Source organism: Streptomyces sp. NPDC005281, assembly GCF_040607495.1.
GTDB lineage: Bacteria > Actinomycetota > Actinomycetes > Streptomycetales > Streptomycetaceae > Streptomyces.
Map to the genome: position 1 here is coordinate 251,732 of NZ_JBEXGX010000008.1, position 24,138 is coordinate 275,869.

A 24,138-nucleotide genomic window follows, 5' to 3' on the forward strand; every position below is an offset into this window, starting at 1 on the left:
GGCCGGTCGAAACGGCATCGATCTTGTCCGGTCGTCGGGCTGCCCCCCGTACTCGGTCCGGCTGGCCCGTGCCCGGACAAGCTGCCCCGCACCCGGTCTGGCTGCCTCTTGTCCGGTCGGGCCGGCTCGTACCCGATCGGGCCGGCTCGCGCCTGGTCTGGCTGCCCTCGTATCCGGTCCGGTCGGCTCACGCCAGGACAGGCTGCCCCGTACCCGGTCCGGCCAGCCGGCTCGTGCCCGGACAGCCCGGCTGCCCCGTACGCAAGCCCGTGAGGTTACGCATACGGGCGCCCGTGGGATCAGAATCCCTCGTCCCCGAGGCCTTCCGTGTCCTCGCCCTCTTCCTCCAGCGCCTGGCGGACCACGCGCACGGCCATGCCCTGGGAGTAGCCCTTGCGGGCGAGCATGCCGACGAGGCGTCTCAGCCGCTTGTCGCGGTCGAGTCCGCGGGTGGAGCGCAGCTTGCGCGCGACCAGTTCACGCGCGGTCGTCTCCTCCTGCTCGGAGTCGAGCTGTCCGACGGCCTCGTCGATCAGCGTCGATTCCACGCCCTTGGTGCGCAGTTCCTGGACGAGCGCCCGCCGGGCCAGTCCCCGGCCATGGTGCCGGGACTCGACCCAGGCGTCCGCGAAGGCGCTGTCGTTGATCAGCCCGACCTCCTCGAACCGCGACAGCACCCCGTCCGCCACGTCGTCCGGGATCTCGCGCTTGCGCAACGCGTCCGCCAGTTGCTTCCGCGTGCGCGGGGTCCCGGTGAGCAGGCGCAGACAGATCGCTCGCGCCCGCTCAGCCGGGTCCCCGGGGGACTCCCCCTTCTCGGCCCTCGACGAGGAGGGGGTGTCTCCGTTCCGCGGGTCGCCGGACGGCTCGCCGAAACCGCCGCGCCGTCGACGACCCCTTCCACCACGCGGTCCGCCCTCGGCGCGTCCACCGCGCCGGGAGACCGCGTCCGGCGAACCGTGACCGCGCGGCAGGCCGTCACCGTGCCGTGCGTCACCGCCCGTCGGACCATCGCCGTCCGGACAGCCGTCGTCCGGACCCGCTCCGTGGAAACCGTCGGCTCGATAAAGCCCGCCGTCGGTGCCGTACGGCTCACCGCCGTACCCCCCGGCACCGTCGTAGGGCCTGTCATCGTCTCCGGCCGGGCCGCCGTCTCCCCCGCCATACCCCTGCCCCTCGGAGGTGAGGGGACGGGCGTACTCGGCCCAGTCGGTTCGTCGTGTCATGGACTAGCTCTTGGCCGCCGCGGCCCTGGACTTGGTGGTCTTGGCAGCCGGAGCGGGCACCTTCGCGGCGTCGTCCGGGGTGGCCGAGACCGCGGCGTCCACGCCCGGCTCGCCGGCGGGCTGCTCGGGCTTCACACCGACGCCCAGCTTCTCCTTGATCTTCTTCTCGATCTCGTTGGCGAGGTCGGGGTTGTCCTTCAGGAAGTTGCGCGCGTTCTCCTTGCCCTGGCCGAGCTGGTCGCCCTCGTACGTGTACCAGGCGCCGGCCTTGCGGACGAAGCCGTTCTCCACGCCCATGTCGATCAGGCCGCCCTCACGGCTGATGCCCTGGCCGTAGAGGATGTCGAACTCGGCCTGCTTGAAGGGCGGCGCGACCTTGTTCTTGACGACCTTGACGCGCGTGCGGTTGCCGACCGCGTCCGTGCCGTCCTTCAGCGTCTCGATGCGGCGGATGTCGAGTCGCACCGAGGCGTAGAACTTCAGCGCCCGGCCACCCGTCGTGGTCTCCGGGGAGCCGAACATCACGCCGATCTTCTCGCGGAGCTGGTTGATGAAGATCGCGGTGGTCTGGGACTGGCTGAGCGCGCCGGTGATCTTGCGGAGCGCCTGGCTCATCAGACGGGCCTGGAGACCCACGTGCGAGTCGCCCATCTCTCCCTCGATCTCCGCGCGCGGCACCAGGGCGGCGACGGAGTCGATGACGATGAGGTCGAGCGCGCCGGAGCGGACCAGCATGTCCACGATCTCCAGGGCCTGCTCGCCGTTGTCCGGCTGCGACAGGATCAGGTTGTCGATGTCGACGCCGAGCTTCTTCGCGTACTCGGGGTCGAGTGCGTGCTCGGCGTCGATGAACGCCACCTGGCCGCCGGCCTTCTGCGCGTTCGCCACCGCGTGCAGGGTCAGGGTCGTCTTACCGGAGGACTCCGGGCCGTACACCTCCACCACGCGGCCACGCGGCAGGCCGCCGACGCCGAGGGCGACGTCGAGCGCGGTCGACCCGGTGGGGATGACCTCGATGGGCTCATTCGGCCGCTCGCCCAGGCGCATCACGGCGCCCTTGCCGAACTGCCGTTCAATCTGCGCGAGCGCGGCGTCGAGCGCCTTCTCGCGGTCGGTTCCTGCCATGGGTTCCACCCGGTTTGCTTGAGTCGATCGCTTCACGTCAAAGACGCTAACGCCTGCCACTGACAATGCGCCCCGACGCCCGCCCGGCCTGTGGATAACTCGGGCACATCTCTGCCGAAACCATGCCTAATCACCCGTCGAAAGCTCCGCCGGAACCTCCATGAGAATGGATGTTCGATTTCCGTGTCAAGCGCAACACCCGGCACTTCCGAGACTACGTTCGCGCTCCGACAGCGACCCGGGAATCCGGCCGATCCGGCCCGGGCACCCGCACCGGACCATCTCGCGGAACCCGGTATCCGCCCCGGACCCGGGCTACTCCCCGGGGTGTACGGCCGGCGCCTCCGGCCGTACGACGACACCGCAGGGCCCGCCCGGCAGGCTGTGGCCATGCCGACGACGAGGACCCGTCCCCCGACACAGCGGAAGCCTTCACTCCGGCCTGCCGAGCGGCTGTGCTGTGCGACGGGCGCCCTGCTCGTGCTCTCCGGCCTCCTGCATCTGCTGGTCTTCGCCGTCGACGGCGGCCCGTGGGACGGTCCCGTCTCCTGGCGCAAGCCCGTGACCTTCGGGCTGTCCTTCGGACTGACCCTGATCGCGATCACCTGGGTCACCACGTACGTGCGGATGGAGGCGCGGACGCGCACCGCGCTGCTCCTCGTGTTCGCCGCGGACTGCGTGGTGGAGGTCGGCGGGATCACCCTCCAGGCATGGCGCCGGGTCCCCTCGCATCTCGACATGGAGACGGGCTTCGACACGGCGGTGTCCATGATGCTCGCGGTGGGCGGCGGCGTCCTGGTCGTGGTACTGACCGCGTTCGCGGTCGCGTCGTTCCGCCGCAGGCCCGCGGGCCCCGCCGGCATGCCCCTGGCCGTGCGCTCGGGGTTCGCGATCCTGCTCGTCGCGCTGGCCTCCGGCGCCGTGATGATCGCCCGCGGGGTCGTCCTCACCAGGACCGGCCACCAGCAGGCCGCGTACCACTCGACGGCTCCGCTCAAGCCGCTGCACGCGGTGAGCCTGCACGCCGTGCTGGTGCTGCCCGCGCTGGCCTGGCTGCTCTCCCGCACCGGCTGGAGCGGGAGCGGGGAGCGGGTCGTGCGGGTGGCGGTCGGCCTCTACGCGGCGGCCGTCGTCGCCGCCGGTGTCCAGGCCGCCCTCACCTGGTGAACGTCACCGGCCGAGCGCCCTGGTGACGTCACCGGCCGAGCTGCCGCCGCACGCGGGCGACCAAGCCTTCCGAGCTGCGGGTGCGGTGTCCTTGCACCCGCGGGTCGTCCGTGACGTCGTAGCGCTTCACATAGGCACCCAGGAACGCCTGGAGGGTGGCGACGGCGGGGATGGCGATCAGCGCGCCGACGGCCCCGAGGAGGGCGGTGCCGGCGATCACGGACCCGAAGGCGACCGCGGGATGGATGTCCACCGTCCTGGAGGTCAGCTTGGGCTGGAGCACATAGTTCTCGAACTGCTGGTAGACCACCACGAAGACGAGCACCCACAGTGCGTACCAGGGGTCGATCGTGAACGCGATCAGCATGGGCAGGGCGCCCGCGAGGTAGGTGCCGATGGTCGGGATGAACTGCGAGACCAGACCGACCCACACCCCGAGCACGGGCGCGTACGGCACGCCCAGGGCCTCCAGCAGGATGTAGTGGGCCACGCCCGAGATCAGTGCCATCAGGCCGCGCGAGTACAGATAGCCGCCGGTCTTGTCGACGGCTATCTCCCAGGCGCGCAGCACCTCCGCCTGCCGGGCCGGCGGCAGCACCGAGCACAGAGCGCGCCGCAGCCGGGGTCCGTCGGCGGCGAAGTAGAACGAGAACAGCGCGACCGTCAGCAGCTGGAAGAGACCGCCGAGCACCTGCCCGGACACGTCCAGGACGCCGGTGGCGCTGTTCTGCACGTACTTCCGCAGCCAGTCGGAGTGCAGCAGGCCTTCCTGGATGTCGACCCGTCTGAGGTCGGAGTGGAAGTGCGTGTTGATCCAGCTGATGACCGAGTCGAGGTAGTCGGGGAAACCCTCGATCATCTTGATGATCTGGCCCGCGAGCATCGAGCCGAGCAGGGTGACGAACCCGGCGATCATGATCAACGACCCCAGGAAGACGAGGAAGGCGGCCAGCCCCCTGCGCATGCCACGTGAGGCCATCCAGCTGACCGCGGGTTCTATCGCGAGCGCGAGGAAGAACGAGATCAGGATGTTGATCAGGAGGCCGGTGAGCTGATGGAACGCCCAACTGCCCAGCTGGAACAAGGCTATGAGCGTGAGGGCGAGCACCATGGCACGCGGCAGCCAGCGCGGCATGCGCGTGCCTGGTGCGACGGCGTCGGCGCCGGACGGACCGGGCGGCGTCGTGCCGAACGGTGACGACTGCTGATCGACCTGCGTGTTCTCGTCTGTCGGGGCCACCCGCCAAGTCTGGCCCACGCCACCGACACGGGATCCAGGTCCCCCTGGTCTTTCCCGGTCCTCGGTCCCCTTCAGTGGTTTTCGAACGGAACGTTCATGGTCGCGCACACCACGCGCCACACGTCCTTTGCCTCCCAGCCCGCGTCCAGCGCCTCGATGACGGTGCGCCCGCCGAGTTCCGTCATCACATGATCGCGCGCGAACGTCTCGGCGTAACCCGCGCCGAAGTGATCACCCATCCGCTGCCAGAAGACCGTCAACCGCATGACTCCAGTATCCCGCCCTGAGAGTGGGCCCGAGCCGGGACCGCGTGCCGAGACCGCTTTCCGCCCTACGGTCTGACGCATGGCCGAAACCGGAGCATCTCCACTCCCCCAGCCGCCCCTCGCGCCCTCCCCTCTCGCACGTGCCGAGCACTTCGTCTGGCTCACCGCGCGCGTGCTGGAACAGCGCCGCTTCGCCTACCACTTCCTCGGCGGCGGCGCCGACGCGGTCGAGACGGCGCTGGCCGCCTACCGCAACGACGACGAAGGGTACGGTCACGCGCTCGAACCCGATCTGCGCGGCCCTGTCAGCCAGCCGCTGCACACGGGACACGCCCTGCGCGTGCTCGACTCGATCGGGCGCTGCGGCGGACAGCGCGTGGAACGGGTGTGCCGCTATCTGACCTCCGTGTCGACCGCGGACGGCGCGCTGCCCGCCGTCCATCCCAGCCAGCGCGGCTATCCGGCGGCCCCGTTCGTGCCGGTCGTCGACGATCCGCCGAGCGAACTCCTCGCCACCGGACCGATCGTGGGCCTGTTGCACCGCAACGAGGTGTGGAACGCCTGGCTGTTCCGGGCCACCGACTTCTGCTGGCAGGCGGTGGAGTCCCTGGAGAAGTCCCACCCGTACGAGATCGAGGCCGCCGTCGCGTTCCTGGACTCCGCGGCCGACCGCCCGCGCGCGGAGGCGTGCGCCGACCGGCTGGGCCGGCTCGTCCGTGAGCAGCGGCTCGCCGCGCTGGACCCCGGGCGGCTGGAGGCCTACCCCGTCCCGCCCGGTTACGCGCCCGGTGAGCACCACTTCCCGCACGACTTCGCGCGGACGCCGGACTCGCTGGCGCGCGCGTGGTTCACCGACGAGGAGATGGCCCGGTCGCTGGACCATCTCTCGGACGAGCAGCAGGAGGACGGCGGGTGGCCGATCCGCTGGCGTCAGTGGGCACCGGGCACCGCTCTGGAGAGCCGTCCCATCGTGACCGTCGAGGCACTGCGCACGCTCCGGGCGTACAAGAGGGCCATCAACTGAGACCGCCGGTGGCCCGGGTGCGCCGGAGCATCGAGGTACGGTTCCGGCGCACCCGGGGTGTCAGCGGGACCGCCAGGCTCCCGGGTGACCCGAGATACGACTCCGCGTGCGGCCGGGTGTCAGCCTGTCAGCGCGCGGACCCCGGCCGTCACCACCACCGCCGCGGCGACCACCACCAGGAACGGGGCGCGCAGGATCAGTGCGACGGCCGCCGCGGCGAGCCCGGCGGCCCTGGCGTCGAGGACGAGGACCCGTCCGTCCGCGAAGGTCTGCTGGGCCGTGAGAGCGGCCAGGAGCGCGACGGGCAGCAGGGCGGCGAGGCGCTGCACGATCGGCCGCTCAAGCACGCCCGCGGGGATCAGCAGTCCGACGAGTTTGACGGCGTAGCAGCCGACGGCGGTGACGCCGATGGCGATCCAGATGTTCAACGCTCTTCTCCTGACACGTCCGAGCCGTCGTTCCGCGCGCCGGCCGGTGGACCCTCCACCGCATCGGCCGTCGTCTCGTCCGCCATCTCCGTGGAGGTGTCGCGGACGGTGTCCGCGCGACGGCGCCCTGTCACGCAGAGCACGGCGGGGGCGGCCAGAGCGGCCACCAGTACCGGGACTCCGGCGGGCAGCACGGGCAGCAGACCGAGCCCCAGAAGGACGGCGATTCCCGCGACCGCTCGTTCCGTGGCGGTCTTCAGCATCGGTGCGAGCAGCGCCAGGAACACCGCGGGCCCTGCCGCGTCCAGTCCCCACGCGCCGGTGTCGCCGATGGCCTCGGCCCCGGCCGCGCCGAGCAGCGTGGTGAGGTTCCACAGCACGTAGAGGGACAGGCCGGTGACCGTGAAGCCGATCCGGACGCCGCGTCGGGTGGGCTGGGCCAGCGCCACCGCCGTGGTCTCGTCGATGACCCACTGGGCGGCGAACGGCCGCACCGCGCGCGGGAGGGCCAGGAGCTGGGACAGCCGCAGCCCGTAGAACGCGTTCCGGACTCCGAGGAAGAACGCCCCGGCGGCCGCGGTGAGCGGGTTGCCCCCGGCCGCGAGCGCGCCCACGAGCGCGAACTGCGACGCCCCGGTGAACACCAGGAGGCTGAGGGCGCAGGTCTGGAGCAGGCTGAGGCCGCTGCCGGCCGAGGTCACCCCGAAGGCGAAACCGGACAGTCCGACGGCGACCCCGACTCCGAGGGCGTCGCGGACGACGGCCGCGTCGGGTTTTCCGGCGTGTTCACTGCGTATGTCTGGGAGAGCTGTCTGTTGTGCCACGCGTCGAACGGTACGAGGAGCCGCCCCCCGGCGTCTTGTACGTTCTTGCGCTCCCGTTGGTACGCCCACGATCCGGCTGAAGTGCCGGTTGAGGTGCGGCTGGTCGGTGAAGCCGACGGCGACGGCCGCCTCTGCCGGTGTGGACCCGGCGTCCAGGAGCCGGCGTGCCCGGCGTACGCGCGCGTCGGTCAGCCAGGTGTGGGGCGGCATGCCGTAGGCGTCCCGGAACGCGCGCAGCAACGCGAACGAGCTGGTGCCGAGGTCGGCCGCGAGCCGTTCCAGGGTCGGCGGCTCGGCCATCCGCTCGTCGAGGACGCCACGCGCGCGTGCCGCGAGTCTGCCGCCCGCGGTGCGTACGGCCCGCTGCGGCAGCGGTCCTCCGTTCAGGCGCAGCAGCCGGGTCACGGCGACCCTCAGCAGGGTGTCGGCGGCCAGCGCGTTGCCCTCCTCCGCGGCTCGGAGCACCTGATGGACCAGGCTCGCCGCGTAGGGGTCGTCGAGTACCGGGCTGATGAATCCGGGGGTGCCGCGCAGGGTGGTGGTCTCGGCGGCGATCTCGGCCACCGTTTCCGGAGAGGGGTAAACGGCGCCGTACCTCCAGCCCTCGGGAACGCCCGCGCGCCCGGTGTGCGGGGTGTCGGGGTTGACCAGGGCCAGCGAACCCGGGCCCGCGTACTGGTCGGCGCCTCCGTGGTGGAAGACCTCGACGCCCTCGGTGACGGCGGCGATGACGAAGTTCTCGTGGGTGTGCCGTACGAAGATCTTCTCGACGTAGCGGGCGCGCAGCAGATCGACACCGGGCAGCTCCGGATACTGCCAGTGCCGTGCCCGCTCCTGCCCCGAACCTGCCACGCCCTCATTGTCCGCCACGTGCCAGGCCGGACGGATCCGCCACCGTGCTGGGCCGAACGGATCCGCCACCATGCCAGGACCGGATGGATCCGCCGCCGTGCCGGACACAGACGGATCCGCCGACGTACCAGGCCCGGACGGGTCCGCCAGCATGCCGGGCCCGGACGCCGGACCCCGGTCCGCCTTGCCCCGGCTGTCCCGATCTGCGCCGCACCGCTCTCGCCCGCACCGCTCTCGCCCGTTCCGCTCGCCGTGGCGTTCTCGCAGGTCAGCACGGTTGTCAGTGGGCGGGTGCAGGATGGACGCATGGTCAGCTCCGCACACCGAGCCCTCGACGGCTTCTCCCCCGCGACCCGCGGCTGGTTCACGGGGGCCTTCTCCGCGCCCACCGCGGCCCAGGCCGGGGCCTGGGCGGCCATCGGCGCGGGCTCGGACGTGCTGGTCGTCGCCCCCACCGGCTCCGGCAAGACACTCGCCGCGTTCCTCGCCGCGCTCGACCAGCTGGCCTCGGCGCCACCGCCGGCGGACCCGCGCAAGCGCTGCCGGGTCCTGTACGTGTCGCCGCTCAAGGCGCTCGCTGTCGACGTGGAGCGGAATCTGCGCAGTCCGCTGACCGGCATCCGGCAGGAGTCCGTGCGGCTCGGGCTGCCGGAGCCGGAGGTGAAGGTGGGCATCCGTTCCGGCGACACCCCGCCCGCCGAGCGCAGGGCGCTGGCCACCCGCCCGCCGGACATCCTGATCACCACCCCCGAGTCGCTGTTCCTGATGCTGACCTCGGCCACACGCGACGCGCTGACCGGCATCGAGACCGTGATCCTGGACGAGGTGCACGCGGTCGCGGGCACCAAGCGCGGCGCCCACCTCGCGCTCACCCTGGAACGCCTCGACGAACTGCTGCCGAAGCCCGCCCGGCGTATCGGCCTGTCCGCGACCGTGCGTCCCGTCGACGAGGTGGCGCGCTATCTCTCGCCGCGGGGCAAGGTGGAGATCGTCCAGCCCCCGTCCGGCAAGGAGTTCGACCTCTCCGTGGTCGTCCCGGTCGAGGACCTGGGCGAGTTGGGCGGTTCCCCGGCCGCCGACGGCAAGGAGGGCGCGGAGAAGCCCTCCATCTGGCCGCACGTGGAGGAACGGATCGCCGACCTCGTCCAGTCCCACCGCTCGACGATCGTGTTCGCCAACTCGCGGCGCCTGGCCGAGCGCCTGTGCAACCGGCTCAACGAGATCGCGTACGAGAGGGCGACCGGCGAGCCGCTGGATGAGGCGCACGCGCCGGCCGAGTTGATGGGCGGCTCGGGCGCGGCACAGGGGGCGCCGCCGGTCATCGCCCGGGCCCACCACGGCTCGGTCTCCAAGGAGCAGCGTGCGCAGGTCGAGGAGGACCTGAAGGCCGGCCGTCTGCCCGCCGTGGTCGCCACCTCCAGCCTTGAATTGGGCATCGACATGGGCGCGGTCGACCTCGTCGTACAGGTCGAGTCGCCGCCGTCCGTGGCCTCGGGGCTCCAGCGTGTGGGCCGCGCGGGTCACCAGGTGGGCGCGGTCTCCACCGGTGTCGTCTTCCCGAAGTACCGCGGCGACCTGGTGCAGGCGGCGGTGGTCACCGAGCGGATGCGCACCGGCTCCATCGAGTCCCTGCGGGTCCCCGCCAATCCTCTGGACGTGCTGGCGCAGCAGCTCGTCGCCATGACGGCCCTCGACACCTGGCAGGTCGACGACCTGCTCACCACGGTCCGCCGGGCGGCACCGTTCGCCTCACTCCCGGAGTCGGCGTTCACCGCCGTGCTCGACATGCTCGCGGGCCGCTATCCGTCGGACGCCTTCGCCGAGCTGAGGCCCCGCGTGGTGTGGGACCGGGTCGCGGGCACGGTGACCGGCCGTCCCGGAGCCCAGCGTCTCGCCGTCACCTCCGGGGGCACCATCCCGGACCGCGGACTCTTCGGGGTGTTCCTCGCCGGGGCCGACCCCAAGAAGGGCGGCGGCCGGGTCGGCGAACTCGACGAGGAGATGGTGTACGAGTCCCGGGTGGGCGATGTCTTCACCCTCGGCACCAGCTCCTGGCGCATCGAGGACATCACCAGGGACCGGGTGTTGGTCTCCCCGGCGCCCGGCGTCCCCGGCCGGCTGCCCTTCTGGAAGGGCGACCAGCTCGGGCGGCCGCTCGAACTGGGGCGCGCGGTGGGCGCGTTCCTCCGCGAGGTCGGATCGCTTCCCGAGGGCGACGCCCGGCTGCGCCTGCTGGCCGCGGGCCTGGACGCCTGGGCCGCCGACAACGTCATCGCGTACCTCACCGAACAGCGCGAGGCGTGCGGGCACATCCCGGACGACCGCACGATCGTCGTCGAACGCTTCCGCGACGAGCTCGGCGACTGGCGTGTGGTCGTGCACTCTCCCTTCGGTGCCCAGGTCCACGCTCCCTGGGCGCTCGCCCTGGGCGCCAAGCTCTCCGAGCGGTACGGCATGGACGCCCAGGTCATGCACGCGGACGACGGCATCGTGCTGCGGCTGCCCGACGCCGATCTGATGAGCCTGGACCTCCTCGACCAGGCGCCTTCGAAGGCGGGCGCGGAGTGGGACGCGGAACAGGCGCCGGTCGGCGCGGCGGACGTCGCCTTCGACAAGGGCGAGGTCAACCAGATCGTCACGGACCAGGTCGGCAGTTCGGCCCTGTTCGCCGCCCGCTTCCGCGAATGCGCCGCCCGCGCCCTGCTCCTGCCCCGGCGCAGCCCCGGTAAGCGCACCCCGCTGTGGCAGCAGCGGCAGCGCGCGGCCCAGCTGCTCCAGGTGGCGAGCGAGTTCGGTTCGTTCCCGATCGTCCTGGAGGCGGTGCGCGAATGCCTCCAGGACGTCTTCGACGTCCCGGGTCTCACGGAGCTGATGGGCGACATCGAGTCCCGCAAGGTGCGGCTCGTCGAGGTGACCACCCCCGAGCCCTCCCCCTTCGCCCGCTCCCTGCTCTTCGGTTACGTCGCCCAGTTCCTGTACGAGGGGGACTCACCGCTCGCCGAGCGGCGGGCCGCCGCGCTGTCGCTCGACTCGCGGCTCTTGGCCGAGCTCCTGGGCCAGGCCGAACTCCGCGAGCTCCTGGACGCCGACGTCCTGACCGAACTGGAGCGGGAGCTCCAGTGGCTCACCGAGGACCGCCGCATCAAGGACGTGGAGGGCGTCGCCGACCTGCTGCGTCTGCTCGGGCCGCTCTCGGACGCCGAGCTGGCCGAGCGGGGCGCTCAGCCGCAGTGGGCGAAGGAGCTGGCCGCCGCCCGCCGCGCCATCCGGGTACGGATCGCCGGAGCCGACCACTGGGCGGCCATCGAGGACGCGGGCCGGCTGCGGGACGCGCTCGGCACGGCGTTGCCCGTCGGTGTCCCGGAAGCCTTCACCGAGCCGGTCAAGGATCCGCTCGGCGATCTCCTCGCCCGGTACGCGCGCACCCATGGGCCGTTCACATCGGCGACGGCCGCCGCCCGCTTCGGTCTCGGTACGGCCGTCACCGACGGCGCGCTGCACCGCCTCGCGGCGAGCGGCCGGGTCGTGCAGGGAGAGTTCCATCCGGCGGGCATCGGCCAGGAGTGGTGCGACGCGGCGGTGCTGCGCAGGCTGCGCCGTCGTTCGCTCGCGGCGCTGCGCCATGAGCTGGAGCCGGTCCCGCCCGCCGCGCTCGCCCAGTTCCTGCCGCAGTGGCAGCACGTGGGCGGCGGGCACGGGCTGCGCGGTATCGACGGACTGGTGCGTGCCGTCGAGCAGTTGCAGGGGGCGTCGGTGCCGGCGTCCGCGCTGGAGAAGCTCGTACTGCCGTCTCGGGTCGCCGGTTACACACCCGCGCTGCTCGACGAGCTCACGGCCGCCGGCGAGGTGGTCTGGGCCGGGGCGGGGTCACTGCCGGGCAAGGACGGCTGGGTGTCGTTGTATCTCGCGGACGCAGCCCCGCTGCTCCTTCCGGCCGCGCACCCTCTGGAGCCGACGGCGCTGCATCAGTCGGTCCTCGACACCCTCTCGGGGGGCTACGGCCTGTTCTTCCGCCAGATCGCCGACCAGGTCCGCGCCACCACGCACCCGGACGCGACCGATCCCCAGCTCGCCGACGCCGTCTGGGAGCTGGCCTGGTCCGGACGGCTGACAAACGACACGCTCGCGCCGATGCGCTCCCTCCTGGGTTCGGGCCGCACCGCCGGGTCCACGGCCCACCGGGCCAAGCGCTCGGTCCCCCGCGGGCGTTACGGCTCCCTGACGGGAGGGGCGCGCCCCCAGTCACGTACGGGTCCCCCCACCGTGGCGGGGCGCTGGTCGCTGCTGCCCGAGCGCGAGCCCGACGCGACCGTCCGCGCCCACGCCCTGGCCCGCGCGCTGCTCGACCGGCACGGGGTGGTGACCCGGGGCGCCGTCGCGGCGGAGGGCGTGGAGGGAGGCTTCTCGGCGGTGTACCGCATCCTGTCGGCGTTCGAGGACAGCGGCCAGGCACGGCGGGGCTATGTGGTGGAGGGGCTCGGTGCGGCCCAGTTCGCCATGGACGGCGCGGTGGACAGGCTCCGGGCGGCCGCGAACGCGCGCGACCGGGGCGCCGCCCTGTTCGGGCCGGCCCTCCAGGACAACTCCCCCGCCGCCCACGGTTTCCCGGACAGCGCCGCCTTCCCGCGTTCCGGCTCGGGCCTCGACGGCACGGGCAAGGGCGGCGACTCCTTCATGGGCAGGGCGGATCTCGCCGAAGGTCCGGACTCCCTGAACGCCCTCGCCCCCGACCCGGACCCCGATTCCCCCTCCGGACCCGACTCCGGCCCCGATTCCTCCCTCGGACCCGACTCCGGCCCCGATTCCTCCCTCGGACCCGGCTCCGCCCCCGATTTCGATTTCGGCGACGACCACACCTTCTCGGCGGACTCCGCCTTCCCGGCCGGCTCCCCCCACCCCGACGCGCGCAACCCGGGCGCGCCCCACCCCTACGCGACCCACAGCCGGAACACCCCGTCCCGCCGGGGCGGCTCGCCGTATCCGGAGAACGGTTCCGGCTATCCCGGCGGCGCGGGTCTCGCGGGCCGTTCCCGTTCCCGTACCGCCTCCCCGGCCGTCGTGCTGGCCGCCGCCGACCCCGCGAACGCCTACGGCGCGGCCCTGCCGTGGCCCGAGTCCCCGACCGAGGCGGGCCACAAGCCGGGCCGCAAGGCGGGTTCCCTGGTCGTCCTGGTCGACGGTGAACTGGCTCTCTACATGGAGCGCGGCGGCAAGACCCTGCTGGCCTGGCCGGCCGACCCGGACGACCCGGTCTCGCAGGACACCCGTCTCGGTGCCGCGGCGGAGGCCCTCGCCGCGGCCGCCCTCGCGGGCTCGCTCGGCACGGTGACCGTCGAGCGCGTCAACGGCGCCTCGGCCCTCACCTCGCCTCTCGGCGCTCTCCTGGAAGGAGCCGGCTTCATCGCCACCCCGCGCGGACTCCGCCTTCGCGCCTGACCGACCGCCCCTGACCGTTCCGACCCGTGCCACCCTGGTGTCATGCCCGAAGGAGACACCGTCTGGCAGGCCGCGAGGCGTCTGCACGTCGCCCTCGCGGGCAAAGTCCTGACCCGTTCCGATCTGAGGGTGCCCCGGTACGCCACGGCCGACCTCACCGGCCGTTCCGTCCTGGACGTCACCCCGCGCGGCAAGCACCTCCTCACCCGGATCGAGGGCGGTCTGACGCTGCACTCGCATCTGCGGATGGACGGTTCGTGGAAGGTGTACGAGAACGGGCGGCGCTGGAGCGGAGGTCCCGGACACCAGATCCGGGCCGTCCTCGGGACGGAGGACCGCACGGCCGTCGGCTACCGTCTGCCCGTACTGGAACTGCTCAGGACCTCGGACGAGGCCCGCGCGGTCGGTCACCTCGGCCCCGACCTCCTGGGCCCGGACTGGGACCCGGCCAAGGCCCTGGAGAATCTCCTTCGCGATCCCGACCGCGCGCTCGGCGAGGCCCTGCTCGACCAGCGCAATCTCGCGGGCATCGGGAACGTGTACAAGAGCGAGCTGTGTTTCGTGCTCGGTGTCACGCCCTGGCTCCCCGTCGGCGCGCTGCCCGCCGACCGTGCCGCCCAACTGCCGGTGCTGGCGAAGAAGCTGCTGGAGTTCAACCGCGAGCGGCCGATCCGTGTCACCACCGGGCGCCGTGAGCAGAACCTGTTCGTGTACGGGCGCACCCCTCGCCCGTGTCTGCGCTGCGGGACGCCGGTCCGCTCGGGGGACCAGGGCGACGGATCCCGTGAACGGCCCACGTACTGGTGCCCCCGATGCCAGACGGGTCCCACCCCGCGGCCGGACGCCGGCCGGAACACCGTCACCGCGTACCGCCGCACCGGATACGAGTAGTCGCGGAGTAGTTCCGCCCGACCAATTGACGACCCGTCAGATCTCTTCGTACGGTCCCTTCATGGGCCTTCCCGCGTACGACCTCACCGGACGCTCCGCCTTCGTCACCGGCGCGGGCAGCGGCATCGGCCGCGCGACGGCGGTCGTGCTCGCGGAGGCGGGCGCCACCGTGCACTGCGCGGACGTCGACGAGCAGGGCCTGCACGAGACGGCGACGCTGATCAAGGATCAGGGCGGTACCGCCCTCGGCCATCCCCTCGACGTCACCGACCGGGCCGGGTTCCAGCGGGCCGTCGCCTCCTGCGGCCGGCTCGACGTCATGGCGGCGATCGCGGGGATCATGCACAGCAGCCCGGTCCTGGAGACCCTGGACGAGGACCTGGACCGGGTGCTGAACGTCAACTTCAAGGGGGTCCTGTACGCCTGCCAGGAGGCCGCTCGCTCCATGATCGCGAACGGTGTCCACGGCAGCATCGTCACCATGGCCTCGGGCGCGATCGACTCCGGCGGTCCTGGCCTGTTGTGCTACAGCGCGGCCAAGGCGGCCGTCGTACAGCTGACGAAGACGCTGGCGACCGAGACCGGTCCGTACGGCATTCGCGTCAACGCCGTGGCGCCGGGCTGGATCCGCACTCCCATGACCGACCGCCACGGCGAGCGGCAGGCCCGCACCGAGGCGTTCATGGCCCGTCTGTCGCCGCTGGGCCGCGTCGGGGAGCCCCAGGACATCGCCCACGCCGTGCTGTACCTGGCCTCGGACGCCTCGGCGTTCACGACGGGTCAGATCCTCCGCCCCAACGGCGGCGTCGCCATGCCCTGGTAAGGCTCCCGCCACCGCGTCGGCGCGTTTTCGCCCGCCGGTCGTGCCGCCACCGGTCAGGTCCGACGGCACCGGCTGCCCGGGTTTTCGGCACGCAGTGGACCGGCAGCAGGCTGAGCCCCCACCCGCCCGCGGCGACCGTTCCTTCGAGCACCCCGGCTCCAGGTACCAGCGCGAGCCGGAGCACGCTGAACCACCACAGCGCACCGAACACCACACACGCCCCCCGGCGCACTATTCGCCCTGCCATGGCACCCTCCTCCGGCGCGGCACCGCGCCGCCGATCTCAAGCGCGAGCAGGGCACACCGGCGGCACGCGGCTCTTCACGGTGTACATCCGCGTCCTCCGGTTCACGGTGACTGCGGCGGCCCCTCTCGCGGCCGCACCCGTCACGACGGCCGGCATCGGCTTCGCCGGACCACTCCAACCATGGGCGCCGCGCCGGAGACCGGCAAACGGGCCCACGAGGGACCGCGGGGAACGCGAAAGCCCCGGCCGGGCTTCTCCGGGTCTTCCCGGGGACGCCCTGGCCGGGGCTTCGGTGGTACGTCTGCCGGCTCGGAGAACGCGAGCCGGTGCGCGTCAGGCGGCGACGACGTCGACCGCTTCGGCAGGCGCCTTGATCGTGACCCGTTCCGGTGGCACACCGGTCACCGATACGGAATTGAGCATCGGGCGACGTACCGGTGCGTGCACCGGTTCGGTGGCAGCAGCCGACCGTGCCAGCTCCGCGAGGGCGAGCTCGTCGCTCACTTCCCGCATGAGCTCGGACATCCGTACGTCCAGCGCGTCGCAGATCGCGGAGAGCAGTTCGGAGGACGCCTCCTTCTGCCCCCGCTCCACCTCGGAGAGATAGCCGAGCGAAACTCGGGCGGACGAGGAGACTTCGCGCAGAGTACGGCCCTGGCGCTGGCGCTGCCGACGCAGCACGTCACCCAGCAGGCGACGGAGCAGAATCATCGGTGGCTCCCTCCTCGGACCGCGTAGCCGCATCCTTCACGCCCCACCGTACCGCCTTGCGCCGCGGCCGTGCGGGGAGCGATGTCGTGTTCACTCAGGGCTGCAAACATCAAAACCCCCCGTTCTGTTCCGTATCCTGTGCCCGCTCATTCCCGGTCTGTTCGCCCGCGGTCTCCCGAAGGAGCAGCGCGAGTACGCTGCGTACACTCTCCATACGGATTTCCGCCCGGCCGCCGTTCAACCGCAGCGGCAGCACTTTCCCGTCGCGAACGGTGCCGGAGGGGCCTTCGAAGGGCCCGTCGACAGCCACGTAGACCGTACCGACAGGCTGTCCGTCCTGGGGGTCGGGACCGGCGACGCCGGTGGTCGCGATCCCCCAGTCGGCGCCGAGCGCCTTGCGCACCCCGGCGGCCATCTGCGCCGCGACCTGCGCGTCCACCGCGCCGCGTTCGGCCAGAAGAGTGGCGTCGACGCCGAGCAGTTCGTGCTTCAGTTCGGTGGCGTAAGCGGTCACGGAGCCCCTGAACACCTTCGAGGCACCCGGAACAGCGGTGATCTCCGCGGCCACCAGACCGCCCGTGAGCGACTCGGCGACGGCGAGGGTCTCGCCCCTCACCGTGAGTAGTCGCACCACTTCGGCGGCCGCGGTAGTCACCGCTCGGCCTCCACGGCGGCCGCCTGCCGCTCGGCGATTCCACTGCGGCGCAGCACAATGGCCTGTCTCACATAGTCGATCCCGGTGACCACGGTCAGCACGACCGCGACGGCCATCACCCAGAACCTCAGGCTGGCCAGCGCGCCGGTCAGCGGCAGGATGTACATGCCGACCGCCGTGCCCTGGACCAGCGTCTTCATCTTGCCGCCGCGGCTCGCCGGGATGACTCCGTAGCGGATCACGACGAAGCGCAGCAGGGTGATGCCGAGCTCACGCCCGAGGATCACGAAGGTGACCCACCAGGGCAGATCGCCGAGCCCGGACAGACAGACCAGCGCCGCGCCCATGATCGCCTTGTCGGCGATGGGGTCGGCGATCTTCCCGAAGTCGGTGACGAGGTCGTACGTGCGCGCCAGGTGACCGTCGAAGATGTCGGTGATCATGGCGACGGCGAAGGCGGCCCAGGCCCAGGCCCGCATGGCCGGGTCGTAGCCGCCGTCGGCCAGCATCAGCGCCACGAAACCCGGCACGAGGACGAGCCGGATCATGGTCAGGATGTTGGCGATGTTCCACAGGCTCGCCTGGTTGACGGCCGCGGCGCCCAGTTTCCCGCCACGCGGTGTCTTCGGGCCGCCGGGAACGCCGGACGCGCCGCCCGGAGCGTCGGATGCGCCGGGAGCGCCCGTCGCGCCCTGTGCGCCCGGGGAGCCGCCTGCCGCGGATGCCGGGGCTCCGGTCATCTGGCCGCCTCCTCAGCGCTCGCGAGCGAGCCCGGAAGCGGCTCGGCCACCAGGTCGACACCTTCCGTACCGACCACCTTGGCCTCGACGATACGGCCGACGGTCAGACCCTCGCCGGTCGTGAACAGCACCTGGCCGTCCGTCTCCGGTGCCTGGTGCGCGGCGCGGCCGTACGCGCCGTCCTCGTCGTCGATGCCCTCGACGAGCACGTGGACGGTCTCGCCCACGCGCTCCTCCGCGCGCTGGGCGACCAGTTCCTCGGCGAGCCGCGAGATCCGCGCGAGGCGCTCGGCGACGACGTCCTCGTCCAGCTTGTTCTCGTAGGTCGCGGCTTCGGTGCCCTCCTCGTCCGAGTACCCGAAGACACCGATCGCGTCGAGGCGGGCGCCCGTGAGGAAACGCTCCAGCTCGGCGAAGTCGGCCTCGCTCTCACCGGGGAAGCCCACGATGAAGTTGGAGCGCACGCCGGCCTGCGGGGCCTTGGCGCGGATGGTGTCCAGCAGCTCGAGGAACCTGTCGGTGTCACCGAAGCGGCGCATCGAGCGCAGCACGTCGGGCGCGGAGTGCTGGAAGGACAGGTCGAAGTACGGGGCGACGTTCGGCGTCGAGGTCAGTACGTCGATGAGTCCGGGGCGCATCTCGGCGGGCTGGAGGTAGCTGACCCGCACCCGTTCGATGCCGTCGATCTCGGCCAGCTCGGGAAGCATCGTCTCCAGGAGACGGATGTCACCCAGGTCCTTGCCGTACGAGGTGTTGTTCTCGGAGACGAGCATCACCTCCTTGACGCCCTGCTCGCCGAGCCAGCGGGCCTCGTTCAGGACGTCGCTGGGGCGGCGCGAGATGAACGAGCCGCGGAAGGAGGGGATGGCGCAGAACGTGCAGCGGCGGTCGCAGCCGGAGGCCAGCTTCACCGAGGCGACCGGGGAGCCGTCCAGGCGGCGGCGCAGCGGCGCGCGGGGGCCTGAGACCGGGGCGACGCCCTCGGGGAGGTCGGTGGGGGCGCCGTGGCCGGGAAGGGCCACTTCCTCGCCGGCGCTCTGCCGCTCGGCCGGGCTGATCGGCAGCAGCTTGCGCCGGTCACGCGGGGTGTGGGAGGCGTGGACGCCGCCGTTGAGGATGGTCTGGAGGCGGTCGGAGATGTCGGCGTAGTCGTCGAAGCCGAGTACGCCGTCGGCCTCGGGAAGCGCCTCGGCGAGTTCCTTGCCGTACCGCTCGGCCATGCAGCCCACCGCGACCACGGCCTGGGTTCTGCCGTGGCCCTTGAGGTCATTGGCTTCGAGGAGGGCGTCGACGGAGTCCTTCTTGGCGGCTTCGACGAACCCACAGGTGTTGACGACGGCGACGTCCGCTTGCTCGGCGTCCTCCACGAGTTGCCAGCCGTCCGCCTCCAAGCGGCCTGCGAGCTCCTCCGAGTCCACCTCGTTACGGGCGCAGCCAAGGGTGACGAGTGCGACGGTACGGCGTTCAGGCATGGGCTCAAGACTACTTTGTCTGACCGACAGCCCACGTCGACGGGGTTGGCCGATCTTGGCCGACCCCGTCGACGGTGTGCTATCAGGGACCCCTATCCGACCTGCGGGTCACCCTTTGTGTAGGTCAGACGCTCCACCGCGCCCGGCTGGAACTGGTCCTCGATCTTCTTGCCGTTGACGAACAGCTGGATGGCTCCGGCGTCGCCGAGGATCAGGTTGATCTTGGAGCTGTCCTGGAAGGTCTTGGACTCGCCCTGCTTCAGCAGCCCGTCGAAGAGCATCCGCCCGTTGTGGTCCTTCGCGGAGATCCAGCTGCGTCCGTCCGCGGCACTGACCCGGACGGTCACCTTGTCCTGCGGGGCGGCCGCGATGGCACTGTCGGACGGCTCGGGCTTCGGGTCGGCGGGCTTGGTGACGGTCGCCGACGGTGGGGCCTTCTTGGTGATCGGCGTGGAACCCTCGGCGACCTGGGTCTTCGAGTCGTCGCCGTTGCCGCCGCCCTTGACCATGGTGAACCCGACGAAGCCGATCACCGCGACGATCGCGGCGACCATGGCGGCCGTCCAGTTCGGTCCGCGACGCTCGGGGCGGATCCGTTCCGCCTCGAAGAGCGGGGCGGCGGGCGTCGGCGCGGGACGTCCGCCGTGCTCGGCGTCGTACTGCGTGAGCAGCGGGGCCGGATCGAGCCGGACGGCGCGGGCCAGGGTCCGGATGTGCCCGCGCGCGTAGACGTCGCCACCACAGGAGGCGAAGTCGTTCTGTTCGATGGCGTGGATGATCGTGATACGGACGCGGGTGGCGTTGCTGACTTCGTCGACGGTCAGGTGGGCCTCGATGCGTGCCTGCTGGAGGGCACGGCCGATCGAGGGCCGCTCGGCCGCAAGGTCGTCTTCGAACGGACGCTCGTCTTCGGGGGAGTTGCCGTCAGGTGAGTTGACGATGGACACGGGGGCGCCTTTCGAGCGTGTAGCCACCTGTGCTGGAAGTTCAGTCTAGGGGGGGTACGAAAGGGTGGGGCAACCGGGCGGTGGGACTTTGTACGCCATCAGAATGGCCGGTCATCCTGATATAGGGACATGGTGGCGTCCCTTCGCTCAACTTGACGTGCGACAAGGCGAAACGGTTGCTCACCGACTTCTTACGGGTGAGTCACATTCACATATCAGCCGGGTTCGGAACATGACGTTCCGCCATCCGCCCGACAGCACGGCCGCTCCTCGGGCGACCGCCACGCGCTCACCGCGCCGTTGCCGGTTGTGCCGTCCCCCCTCGCCGAGGGCTCTACGCTTCTGCTTCCCCGCGCATCACGGCCAACACCCCGTCCAGCTCGTCGGCCTTCACAAGGACGTCACGGGCCTTGGACCCCTCACTGGGCCCGACGATCCCGCGTGACTCCATGAGGTCCATGAGCCGGCCGGCCTTGGCGAAGCCGACGCGCAGCTTGCGCTGGAGCATCGAGGTCGACCCGAACTGCGTGGAGACGACCAGTTCGGCCGCCGCACACAGCAGGTCGAGGTCGTCGCCGATGTCCTCGTCGATCTCCTTCTTCTGCTTGGTCGCCACGGTGACGTCTTCCCTGAAGACGGGCGCCATCTGATCCTTGCAGTGCTGAACGATCGCCGCGACTTCGTCCTCGGTGACGAAGGCACCCTGCATACGCGTGGGCTTGTTGGCCCCCATCGGCAGGAAGAGCCCGTCGCCCTTGCCGATGAGCTTCTCGGCACCGGGCTGGTCGAGGATGACGCGCGAGTCCGCGAGGGACGAGGTGGCGAACGCGAGCCGGGAGGGCACGTTCGCCTTGATCAGACCGGTGACGACGTCGACGGACGGCCGCTGCGTGGCGAGCACCAGATGGATGCCGGCCGCGCGCGCGAGCTGCGTGATGCGCACGATCGAGTCCTCGACGTCGCGCGGCGCGACCATCATCAGGTCGGCGAGCTCGTCGACGATCACCAGGAGGTACGGGTACGGGCTGAGCTCGCGCTCGCTGCCCTCGGGCAGCTTGACCTTGCCGTTCCTGATGGCCTCGTTGAAGTCGTCGATGTGCCGGTAGCCGAACGCCGCGAGGTCGTCGTAGCGCAGGTCCATCTCCCGTACGACCCACTGGAGCGCCTCGGCGGCCCGCTTCGGGTTGGTGATGATCGGCGTGATCAGGTGCGGGATGCCCTCGTACGCCGTCAGCTCGACGCGCTTGGGGTCCACGAGGACCATCCGCACGTCCTCGGGGGTCGCCCTGACCATGACCGAGGTGATGAGGCAGTTGATGCAGGACGACTTGCCGGAACCGGTGGCTCCGGCGACCAGGACGTGCGGCATCTTCGCCAGGTTGGCCATCACGTAGCCGCCCTCGACGTCCTTGCCGAGCGCGACCAGCATCGGATGGTCGTCCTCCGCCGCGTCCGCGAGCCGCAGCACGTCACCGAGGTTGACCATCTCGCGGTCGGTGTTGGGGATCTCGATGCCGACCGCGGACTTGCCGGGGATCGGGCTGATGATCCGCACGTCGGGACTGGCGACCGCGTACGCGATGTTCTTCGTGAGCGCGGTGATCCGCTCGACCTTCACGGCGGGGCCGAGCGTGACCTCGTACCGCGTGACCGTCGGTCCTCGGGTGAAGCCCGTGACGTCGGCGTCCACCTTGAACTCGGTGAAGACCTGGCGCAGGGAGTCGACGACGGCGTCGTTGGCGGCGCTGCGGGTCTTGCCCGGGCCGCCGCGCTCCAGCAGGTCGAGGGAGGGCAGCGAGTAGCTGATGTCCCCGGAGAGCTGGAGCTGCTCCGCGCGCGGGGGCAGCTCGCGCGGGGCGTCGGGGGCGGCCTTGGTGAGGTCGGGCACGACGGACTCGACCGGCAGGCTCTCCTGCTTGGGCCGCTTGGCGCCCGGAACCGCCTTGGCGCGGGCGGCCGGCACCGGCGTGGTCTCCTCGTACCCGTCTCGCTCCACGCTGACGCCCTGCGTCAGATCGGCGACCAGGGGCGAGGGCGGCATCCCGTGCAGCACGGCGCCGTCCAGCGCCGCGGCGGCGGCCGCGGCGACGTCCACCGCGTCCATCGGCCTGTTCATGTCGGGCTGCTGCGCGCCGGGCCGCCTGGGACGGCCTCTGCGCCTGGTGAGCGCCTCCTGCTCGGCACCGTCGGCGTCGTACGCCTCGGGGGGGCGCGAGCGCCTGCCGGGGCGCCCCGCGATCCCCTCGCGCCACTGTTCGTCGTAGCGCTCGTCGTCGCCGCCGAGCAGGTCCTCGTCGAAGTCGGCCTGGACGACGCCGAGCTTCTGGCCGAGCAGCCGCAGCCGCTGCGGAATCGCGTTGACCGGGGTCGCGGTGACGACCAGCAGTCCGAAGATCGTGAGCAGCGCCAGGAGCGGTACGGCCAGGACATCACCCATGGTGTACGTCAGCGGGGTGGACGCCCCCCAGCCGATCAGGCCGCCGGCGTCCCTTATCGCCTGCATCCCGTCGCTGCGCGCGGGCGATCCGCACGCGATGTGCACCTGCCCGAGCACGCCGATCACGAGCGCCGACAGCCCGATCACGATCCGGCCGTTCGCCTCGGGCTGCTCGGGATGGCGGATGAGCCGCCCCGCGATCAGGGCGAGGAGTATCGGGACGAGCAGGTCGAGGCGGCCGAAGGCGCCGGTCACCAGCATCTCGACGAGGTCGCCGACCGGACCGCGCAGATTGGACCACGTACCCGCCGCGACGATCAGCCCGAGACCGATCAGCAGGAGGGCGAGCCCGTCCTTGCGGTGTGCCGGGTCGAGCCCCTTGGCGCCCCGCCCTATCCCGCGGAAGCCGGCCCCGACGGCATGGGCGACGCCGAGCCACAGAGCGCGTACGAGTCTGTACACGCCCGCGGTCGGGTTGGGCGCCGGTGCGGGGACGGGCTTCTTCGCGGCGGCCCTCTTGGCGGGCGCCTTGGCTGCGGCCGCCCTTTTCGCCGGGGCCTTCTTCGCCGGAGCCTTCGTCGGAGCGGCCGCCTTCTTCGCGGGCGGCTTCTTGGCTGCGGACTGACGTGAGGCCATGTGTGTGAGGTTACCGGTGGAGACGACAGCGGACACGTGTGCCCAGCGCTTCACCCGATCGTGTCGCCCTTACAGGGAGCGGAACTGACGCTTCCTCAAGGACTCGCCCGCCTCCGGCACGCTCCCTCACGGCTTCAGCTCTGCGACGGCACCGAGGGTGCCCCGCTCCCCGTACCCGGCTCCAGCGCGTCCAGCGCCCGGCGCAGTCCGGTGAGTTTGCGCTCCAGATGGGCCGCGGTCGCCACGGCCGCCGCGTCCGCGGAGTCGTCGTCGAGCTGCTTGGACAGCGCCTCGGCCTGCTCCTCGACGGCCGCGAGCCGCGCGGAGAGTTCGGCGAGAAGTCCGGCGGGCTCCTTGGCCTCACCCAGCGCCGCCTTGCCGCCGCCCTCCAGCTGGAGCCGCAACAGCGCCGCCTGCTCCCGGAGTTGACAGTTCTTCATGTAGAGCTCGACGAACACCGAAACCTTCGCGCGCAACACCCACGGGTCGAAGGGCTTGGAGATGTAGTCCACCGCGCCGGCCGCGTACCCCCGGAAGGTGTGGTGCGGGCCGTGGTTGATCGCGGTGAGGAAGATGATCGGGATGTCCCGGGTCCGCTCCCGCCGCTTGATGTGCGCGGCGGTCTCGAATCCGTCCATGCCCGGCATCTGAACGTCCAGCAGAATGACCGCGAAGTCGTCCGTGAGCAGCGCTTTGAGCGCTTCCTCCCCGGACGATGCCCGTACCAGTGTCTGATCGAGCGCGGAGAGGATCGCCTCCAGCGCCAGCAGATTCTCCGGCCGGTCATCGACCAGGAGGATCTTGGCCTTCTGCACCATGGCCCGCCCTCCTCGCCCCGGCATGGGGCCTCCCCTGTCCGCAGGACTTGGGGAAGCGCCGGGCGCCGCCCCAGGGGACGACTCCCTTGCGCCGTCCGTCCTTGTGCCGGTCATGCTAGCCGCACCCCGCCCGTCGCCACACCCTGTCACCGTGATGTCACTGTGCACGTAGC

19 protein-coding genes and 1 pseudogene are annotated in these 24,138 nt (G+C 71.5%); 5 read left to right on the forward strand and 15 right to left on the reverse strand.

The window, feature by feature from the left end:
* Positions 1-299: 299 nt before the first annotated feature.
* Both recX and recA read right to left on the reverse strand, forming a co-directional pair.
* Complete coding sequence (recX, locus tag ABZV42_RS14460; protein ID WP_355987897.1) at positions 300-1,226, reverse strand: recombination regulator RecX; 927 nt, start codon at positions 1,224-1,226, stop codon at positions 300-302.
* Between the two features lie 3 nt (positions 1,227-1,229).
* The gene (gene recA, locus ABZV42_RS14465; protein WP_355987899.1) at positions 1,230-2,351 is read right to left on the reverse strand and encodes a recombinase RecA; all 1,122 of its coding nucleotides are present in this window, start codon (positions 2,349-2,351) and stop codon (positions 1,230-1,232) included.
* Positions 2,352-2,741: 390 nt separating this feature from the next.
* Here recA and ABZV42_RS14470 point away from each other — a divergent pair, with 390 nt between their 5' ends.
* The gene (locus ABZV42_RS14470) at positions 2,742-3,518 is read left to right on the forward strand and encodes a hypothetical protein (protein WP_355987901.1); all 777 of its coding nucleotides are present in this window, start codon (positions 2,742-2,744) and stop codon (positions 3,516-3,518) included.
* Between the two features lie 28 nt (positions 3,519-3,546).
* Here the strand turns inward: ABZV42_RS14470 and ABZV42_RS14475 are convergent, their stop codons facing one another.
* Both ABZV42_RS14475 and ABZV42_RS14480 read right to left on the reverse strand, forming a co-directional pair.
* Positions 3,547-4,758 carry an AI-2E family transporter gene (locus tag ABZV42_RS14475; RefSeq protein ID WP_355987903.1) on the reverse strand — a complete coding sequence of 404 codons (1,212 nt, stop codon included), beginning with the start codon at positions 4,756-4,758 and terminating at the stop codon, positions 3,547-3,549.
* 71 nt (positions 4,759-4,829) lie between these two features.
* Positions 4,830-5,024 carry a DUF3046 domain-containing protein gene (locus ABZV42_RS14480; RefSeq protein ID WP_355987905.1) on the reverse strand — a complete coding sequence of 65 codons (195 nt, stop codon included), beginning with the start codon at positions 5,022-5,024 and terminating at the stop codon, positions 4,830-4,832.
* A 79-nt stretch (positions 5,025-5,103) separates the two neighbouring features.
* On the opposite strand from ABZV42_RS14480, the gene ABZV42_RS14485 reads away from it, so the two are divergent.
* Positions 5,104-6,048 (forward strand): hypothetical protein, encoded by a 945-nt coding sequence (locus ABZV42_RS14485; protein WP_355987907.1) that lies wholly within the window; start codon positions 5,104-5,106, stop codon positions 6,046-6,048.
* A gap of 119 nt (positions 6,049-6,167) precedes the next feature.
* On the opposite strand, the gene ABZV42_RS14490 is transcribed toward ABZV42_RS14485, so the two are convergent.
* The 3 genes and pseudogenes from ABZV42_RS14490 to ABZV42_RS14500 form a co-directional block, all read right to left on the reverse strand.
* On the reverse strand, positions 6,168-6,476 hold the full coding sequence (locus ABZV42_RS14490) for an AzlD domain-containing protein (protein ID WP_355987909.1): 309 nt from the start codon (positions 6,474-6,476) through the stop codon (positions 6,168-6,170).
* Positions 6,473-7,300: an AzlC family ABC transporter permease gene (locus ABZV42_RS14495; protein WP_355987942.1), complete on the reverse strand. Its 828-nt coding sequence runs from the start codon at positions 7,298-7,300 to the stop codon at positions 6,473-6,475. The genes ABZV42_RS14490 and ABZV42_RS14495 overlap by 4 nt, the downstream gene beginning before the upstream one ends.
* A 117-nt stretch (positions 7,301-7,417) precedes the next feature.
* Positions 7,418-8,305 (reverse strand): annotated as a pseudogene (locus tag ABZV42_RS14500) (AraC family transcriptional regulator); the annotation flags it as partial.
* Positions 8,306-8,458: 153 nt separating this feature from the next.
* Here ABZV42_RS14500 and ABZV42_RS14505 point away from each other — a divergent pair.
* From ABZV42_RS14505 to ABZV42_RS14515, 3 genes are all read left to right on the forward strand, one after another.
* The gene (locus tag ABZV42_RS14505; RefSeq protein ID WP_355987911.1) at positions 8,459-13,588 is read left to right on the forward strand and encodes an ATP-dependent helicase; all 5,130 of its coding nucleotides are present in this window, start codon (positions 8,459-8,461) and stop codon (positions 13,586-13,588) included.
* A gap of 42 nt (positions 13,589-13,630) precedes the next feature.
* A complete protein-coding gene (locus ABZV42_RS14510; protein WP_355987913.1) occupies positions 13,631-14,479 on the forward strand; it encodes a DNA-formamidopyrimidine glycosylase family protein in 849 nt (282 codons plus the stop codon).
* A gap of 61 nt (positions 14,480-14,540) precedes the next feature.
* Positions 14,541-15,302 (forward strand): SDR family NAD(P)-dependent oxidoreductase, encoded by a 762-nt coding sequence (locus tag ABZV42_RS14515; RefSeq protein ID WP_355987915.1) that lies wholly within the window; start codon positions 14,541-14,543, stop codon positions 15,300-15,302.
* Here ABZV42_RS14515 and ABZV42_RS14520 read toward each other — a convergent pair.
* From ABZV42_RS14520 to ABZV42_RS14555, 8 genes are all read right to left on the reverse strand, one after another.
* Complete coding sequence (locus tag ABZV42_RS14520; RefSeq protein ID WP_355987917.1) at positions 15,250-15,549, reverse strand: hypothetical protein; 300 nt, start codon at positions 15,547-15,549, stop codon at positions 15,250-15,252. The two genes, ABZV42_RS14515 and ABZV42_RS14520, sit on opposite strands and share 53 nt — an antisense overlap.
* Positions 15,550-15,882: 333 nt before the next feature.
* Positions 15,883-16,260 (reverse strand): helix-turn-helix transcriptional regulator, encoded by a 378-nt coding sequence (locus ABZV42_RS14525; protein ID WP_355987919.1) that lies wholly within the window; start codon positions 16,258-16,260, stop codon positions 15,883-15,885.
* Between the two features lie 109 nt (positions 16,261-16,369).
* Positions 16,370-16,915 (reverse strand): CinA family protein, encoded by a 546-nt coding sequence (locus ABZV42_RS14530; RefSeq protein ID WP_355987921.1) that lies wholly within the window; start codon positions 16,913-16,915, stop codon positions 16,370-16,372.
* Positions 16,912-17,655 carry a CDP-diacylglycerol--glycerol-3-phosphate 3-phosphatidyltransferase gene (gene pgsA / locus ABZV42_RS14535; protein ID WP_355987923.1) on the reverse strand — a complete coding sequence of 248 codons (744 nt, stop codon included), beginning with the start codon at positions 17,653-17,655 and terminating at the stop codon, positions 16,912-16,914. Before pgsA ends, ABZV42_RS14530 begins: the two co-directional genes overlap by 4 nt.
* Complete coding sequence (rimO, locus tag ABZV42_RS14540; protein WP_356052088.1) at positions 17,652-19,127, reverse strand: 30S ribosomal protein S12 methylthiotransferase RimO; 1,476 nt, start codon at positions 19,125-19,127, stop codon at positions 17,652-17,654. Before rimO ends, pgsA begins: the two co-directional genes overlap by 4 nt.
* Positions 19,128-19,219: 92 nt before the next feature.
* Positions 19,220-20,074, reverse strand: coding sequence for a RodZ domain-containing protein (locus ABZV42_RS14545; protein WP_355987927.1), 855 nt, complete (start codon positions 20,072-20,074; stop codon positions 19,220-19,222).
* Between the two features lie 334 nt (positions 20,075-20,408).
* Entirely contained in the window at positions 20,409-23,147 is a 2,739-nt protein-coding gene (locus ABZV42_RS14550; RefSeq protein ID WP_355987930.1) for a DNA translocase FtsK, read from the reverse strand.
* Between the two features lie 134 nt (positions 23,148-23,281).
* Complete coding sequence (locus ABZV42_RS14555) at positions 23,282-23,965, reverse strand: response regulator (RefSeq protein WP_037620357.1); 684 nt, start codon at positions 23,963-23,965, stop codon at positions 23,282-23,284.
* Positions 23,966-24,138 lie beyond the last annotated feature (173 nt).

Bases quoted from the DNA above. Each gene is read 5' to 3' on its own strand.
- ABZV42_RS14485 (WP_355987907.1), top strand. From the start codon at position 5,104: ATGGCCGAAACCGGAGCATCTCCACTCCCCCAGCCGCCCCTCGCGCCC.
- pgsA (WP_355987923.1), bottom strand. From the start codon at position 17,655: ATGACCGGAGCCCCGGCATCCGCGGCAGGCGGCTCCCCGGGCGCACAG.
- recX (WP_355987897.1), bottom strand. From the start codon at position 1,226: ATGACACGACGAACCGACTGGGCCGAGTACGCCCGTCCCCTCACCTCC.
- ABZV42_RS14520 (WP_355987917.1), bottom strand. From the start codon at position 15,549: ATGGCAGGGCGAATAGTGCGCCGGGGGGCGTGTGTGGTGTTCGGTGCG.
- rimO (WP_356052088.1), bottom strand. From the start codon at position 19,127: ATGCCTGAACGCCGTACCGTCGCACTCGTCACCCTTGGCTGCGCCCGT.
- recA (WP_355987899.1), bottom strand. From the start codon at position 2,351: ATGGCAGGAACCGACCGCGAGAAGGCGCTCGACGCCGCGCTCGCGCAG.
- ABZV42_RS14505 (WP_355987911.1), top strand. From the start codon at position 8,459: ATGGTCAGCTCCGCACACCGAGCCCTCGACGGCTTCTCCCCCGCGACC.
- ABZV42_RS14515 (WP_355987915.1), top strand. From the start codon at position 14,541: ATGGGCCTTCCCGCGTACGACCTCACCGGACGCTCCGCCTTCGTCACC.
- ABZV42_RS14510 (WP_355987913.1), top strand. From the start codon at position 13,631: ATGCCCGAAGGAGACACCGTCTGGCAGGCCGCGAGGCGTCTGCACGTC.
- ABZV42_RS14550 (WP_355987930.1), bottom strand. From the start codon at position 23,147: ATGGCCTCACGTCAGTCCGCAGCCAAGAAGCCGCCCGCGAAGAAGGCG.
- ABZV42_RS14480 (WP_355987905.1), bottom strand. From the start codon at position 5,024: ATGCGGTTGACGGTCTTCTGGCAGCGGATGGGTGATCACTTCGGCGCG.
- ABZV42_RS14555 (WP_037620357.1), bottom strand. From the start codon at position 23,965: ATGGTGCAGAAGGCCAAGATCCTCCTGGTCGATGACCGGCCGGAGAAT.
- ABZV42_RS14470 (WP_355987901.1), top strand. From the start codon at position 2,742: ATGCCGACGACGAGGACCCGTCCCCCGACACAGCGGAAGCCTTCACTC.
- ABZV42_RS14525 (WP_355987919.1), bottom strand. From the start codon at position 16,260: ATGATTCTGCTCCGTCGCCTGCTGGGTGACGTGCTGCGTCGGCAGCGC.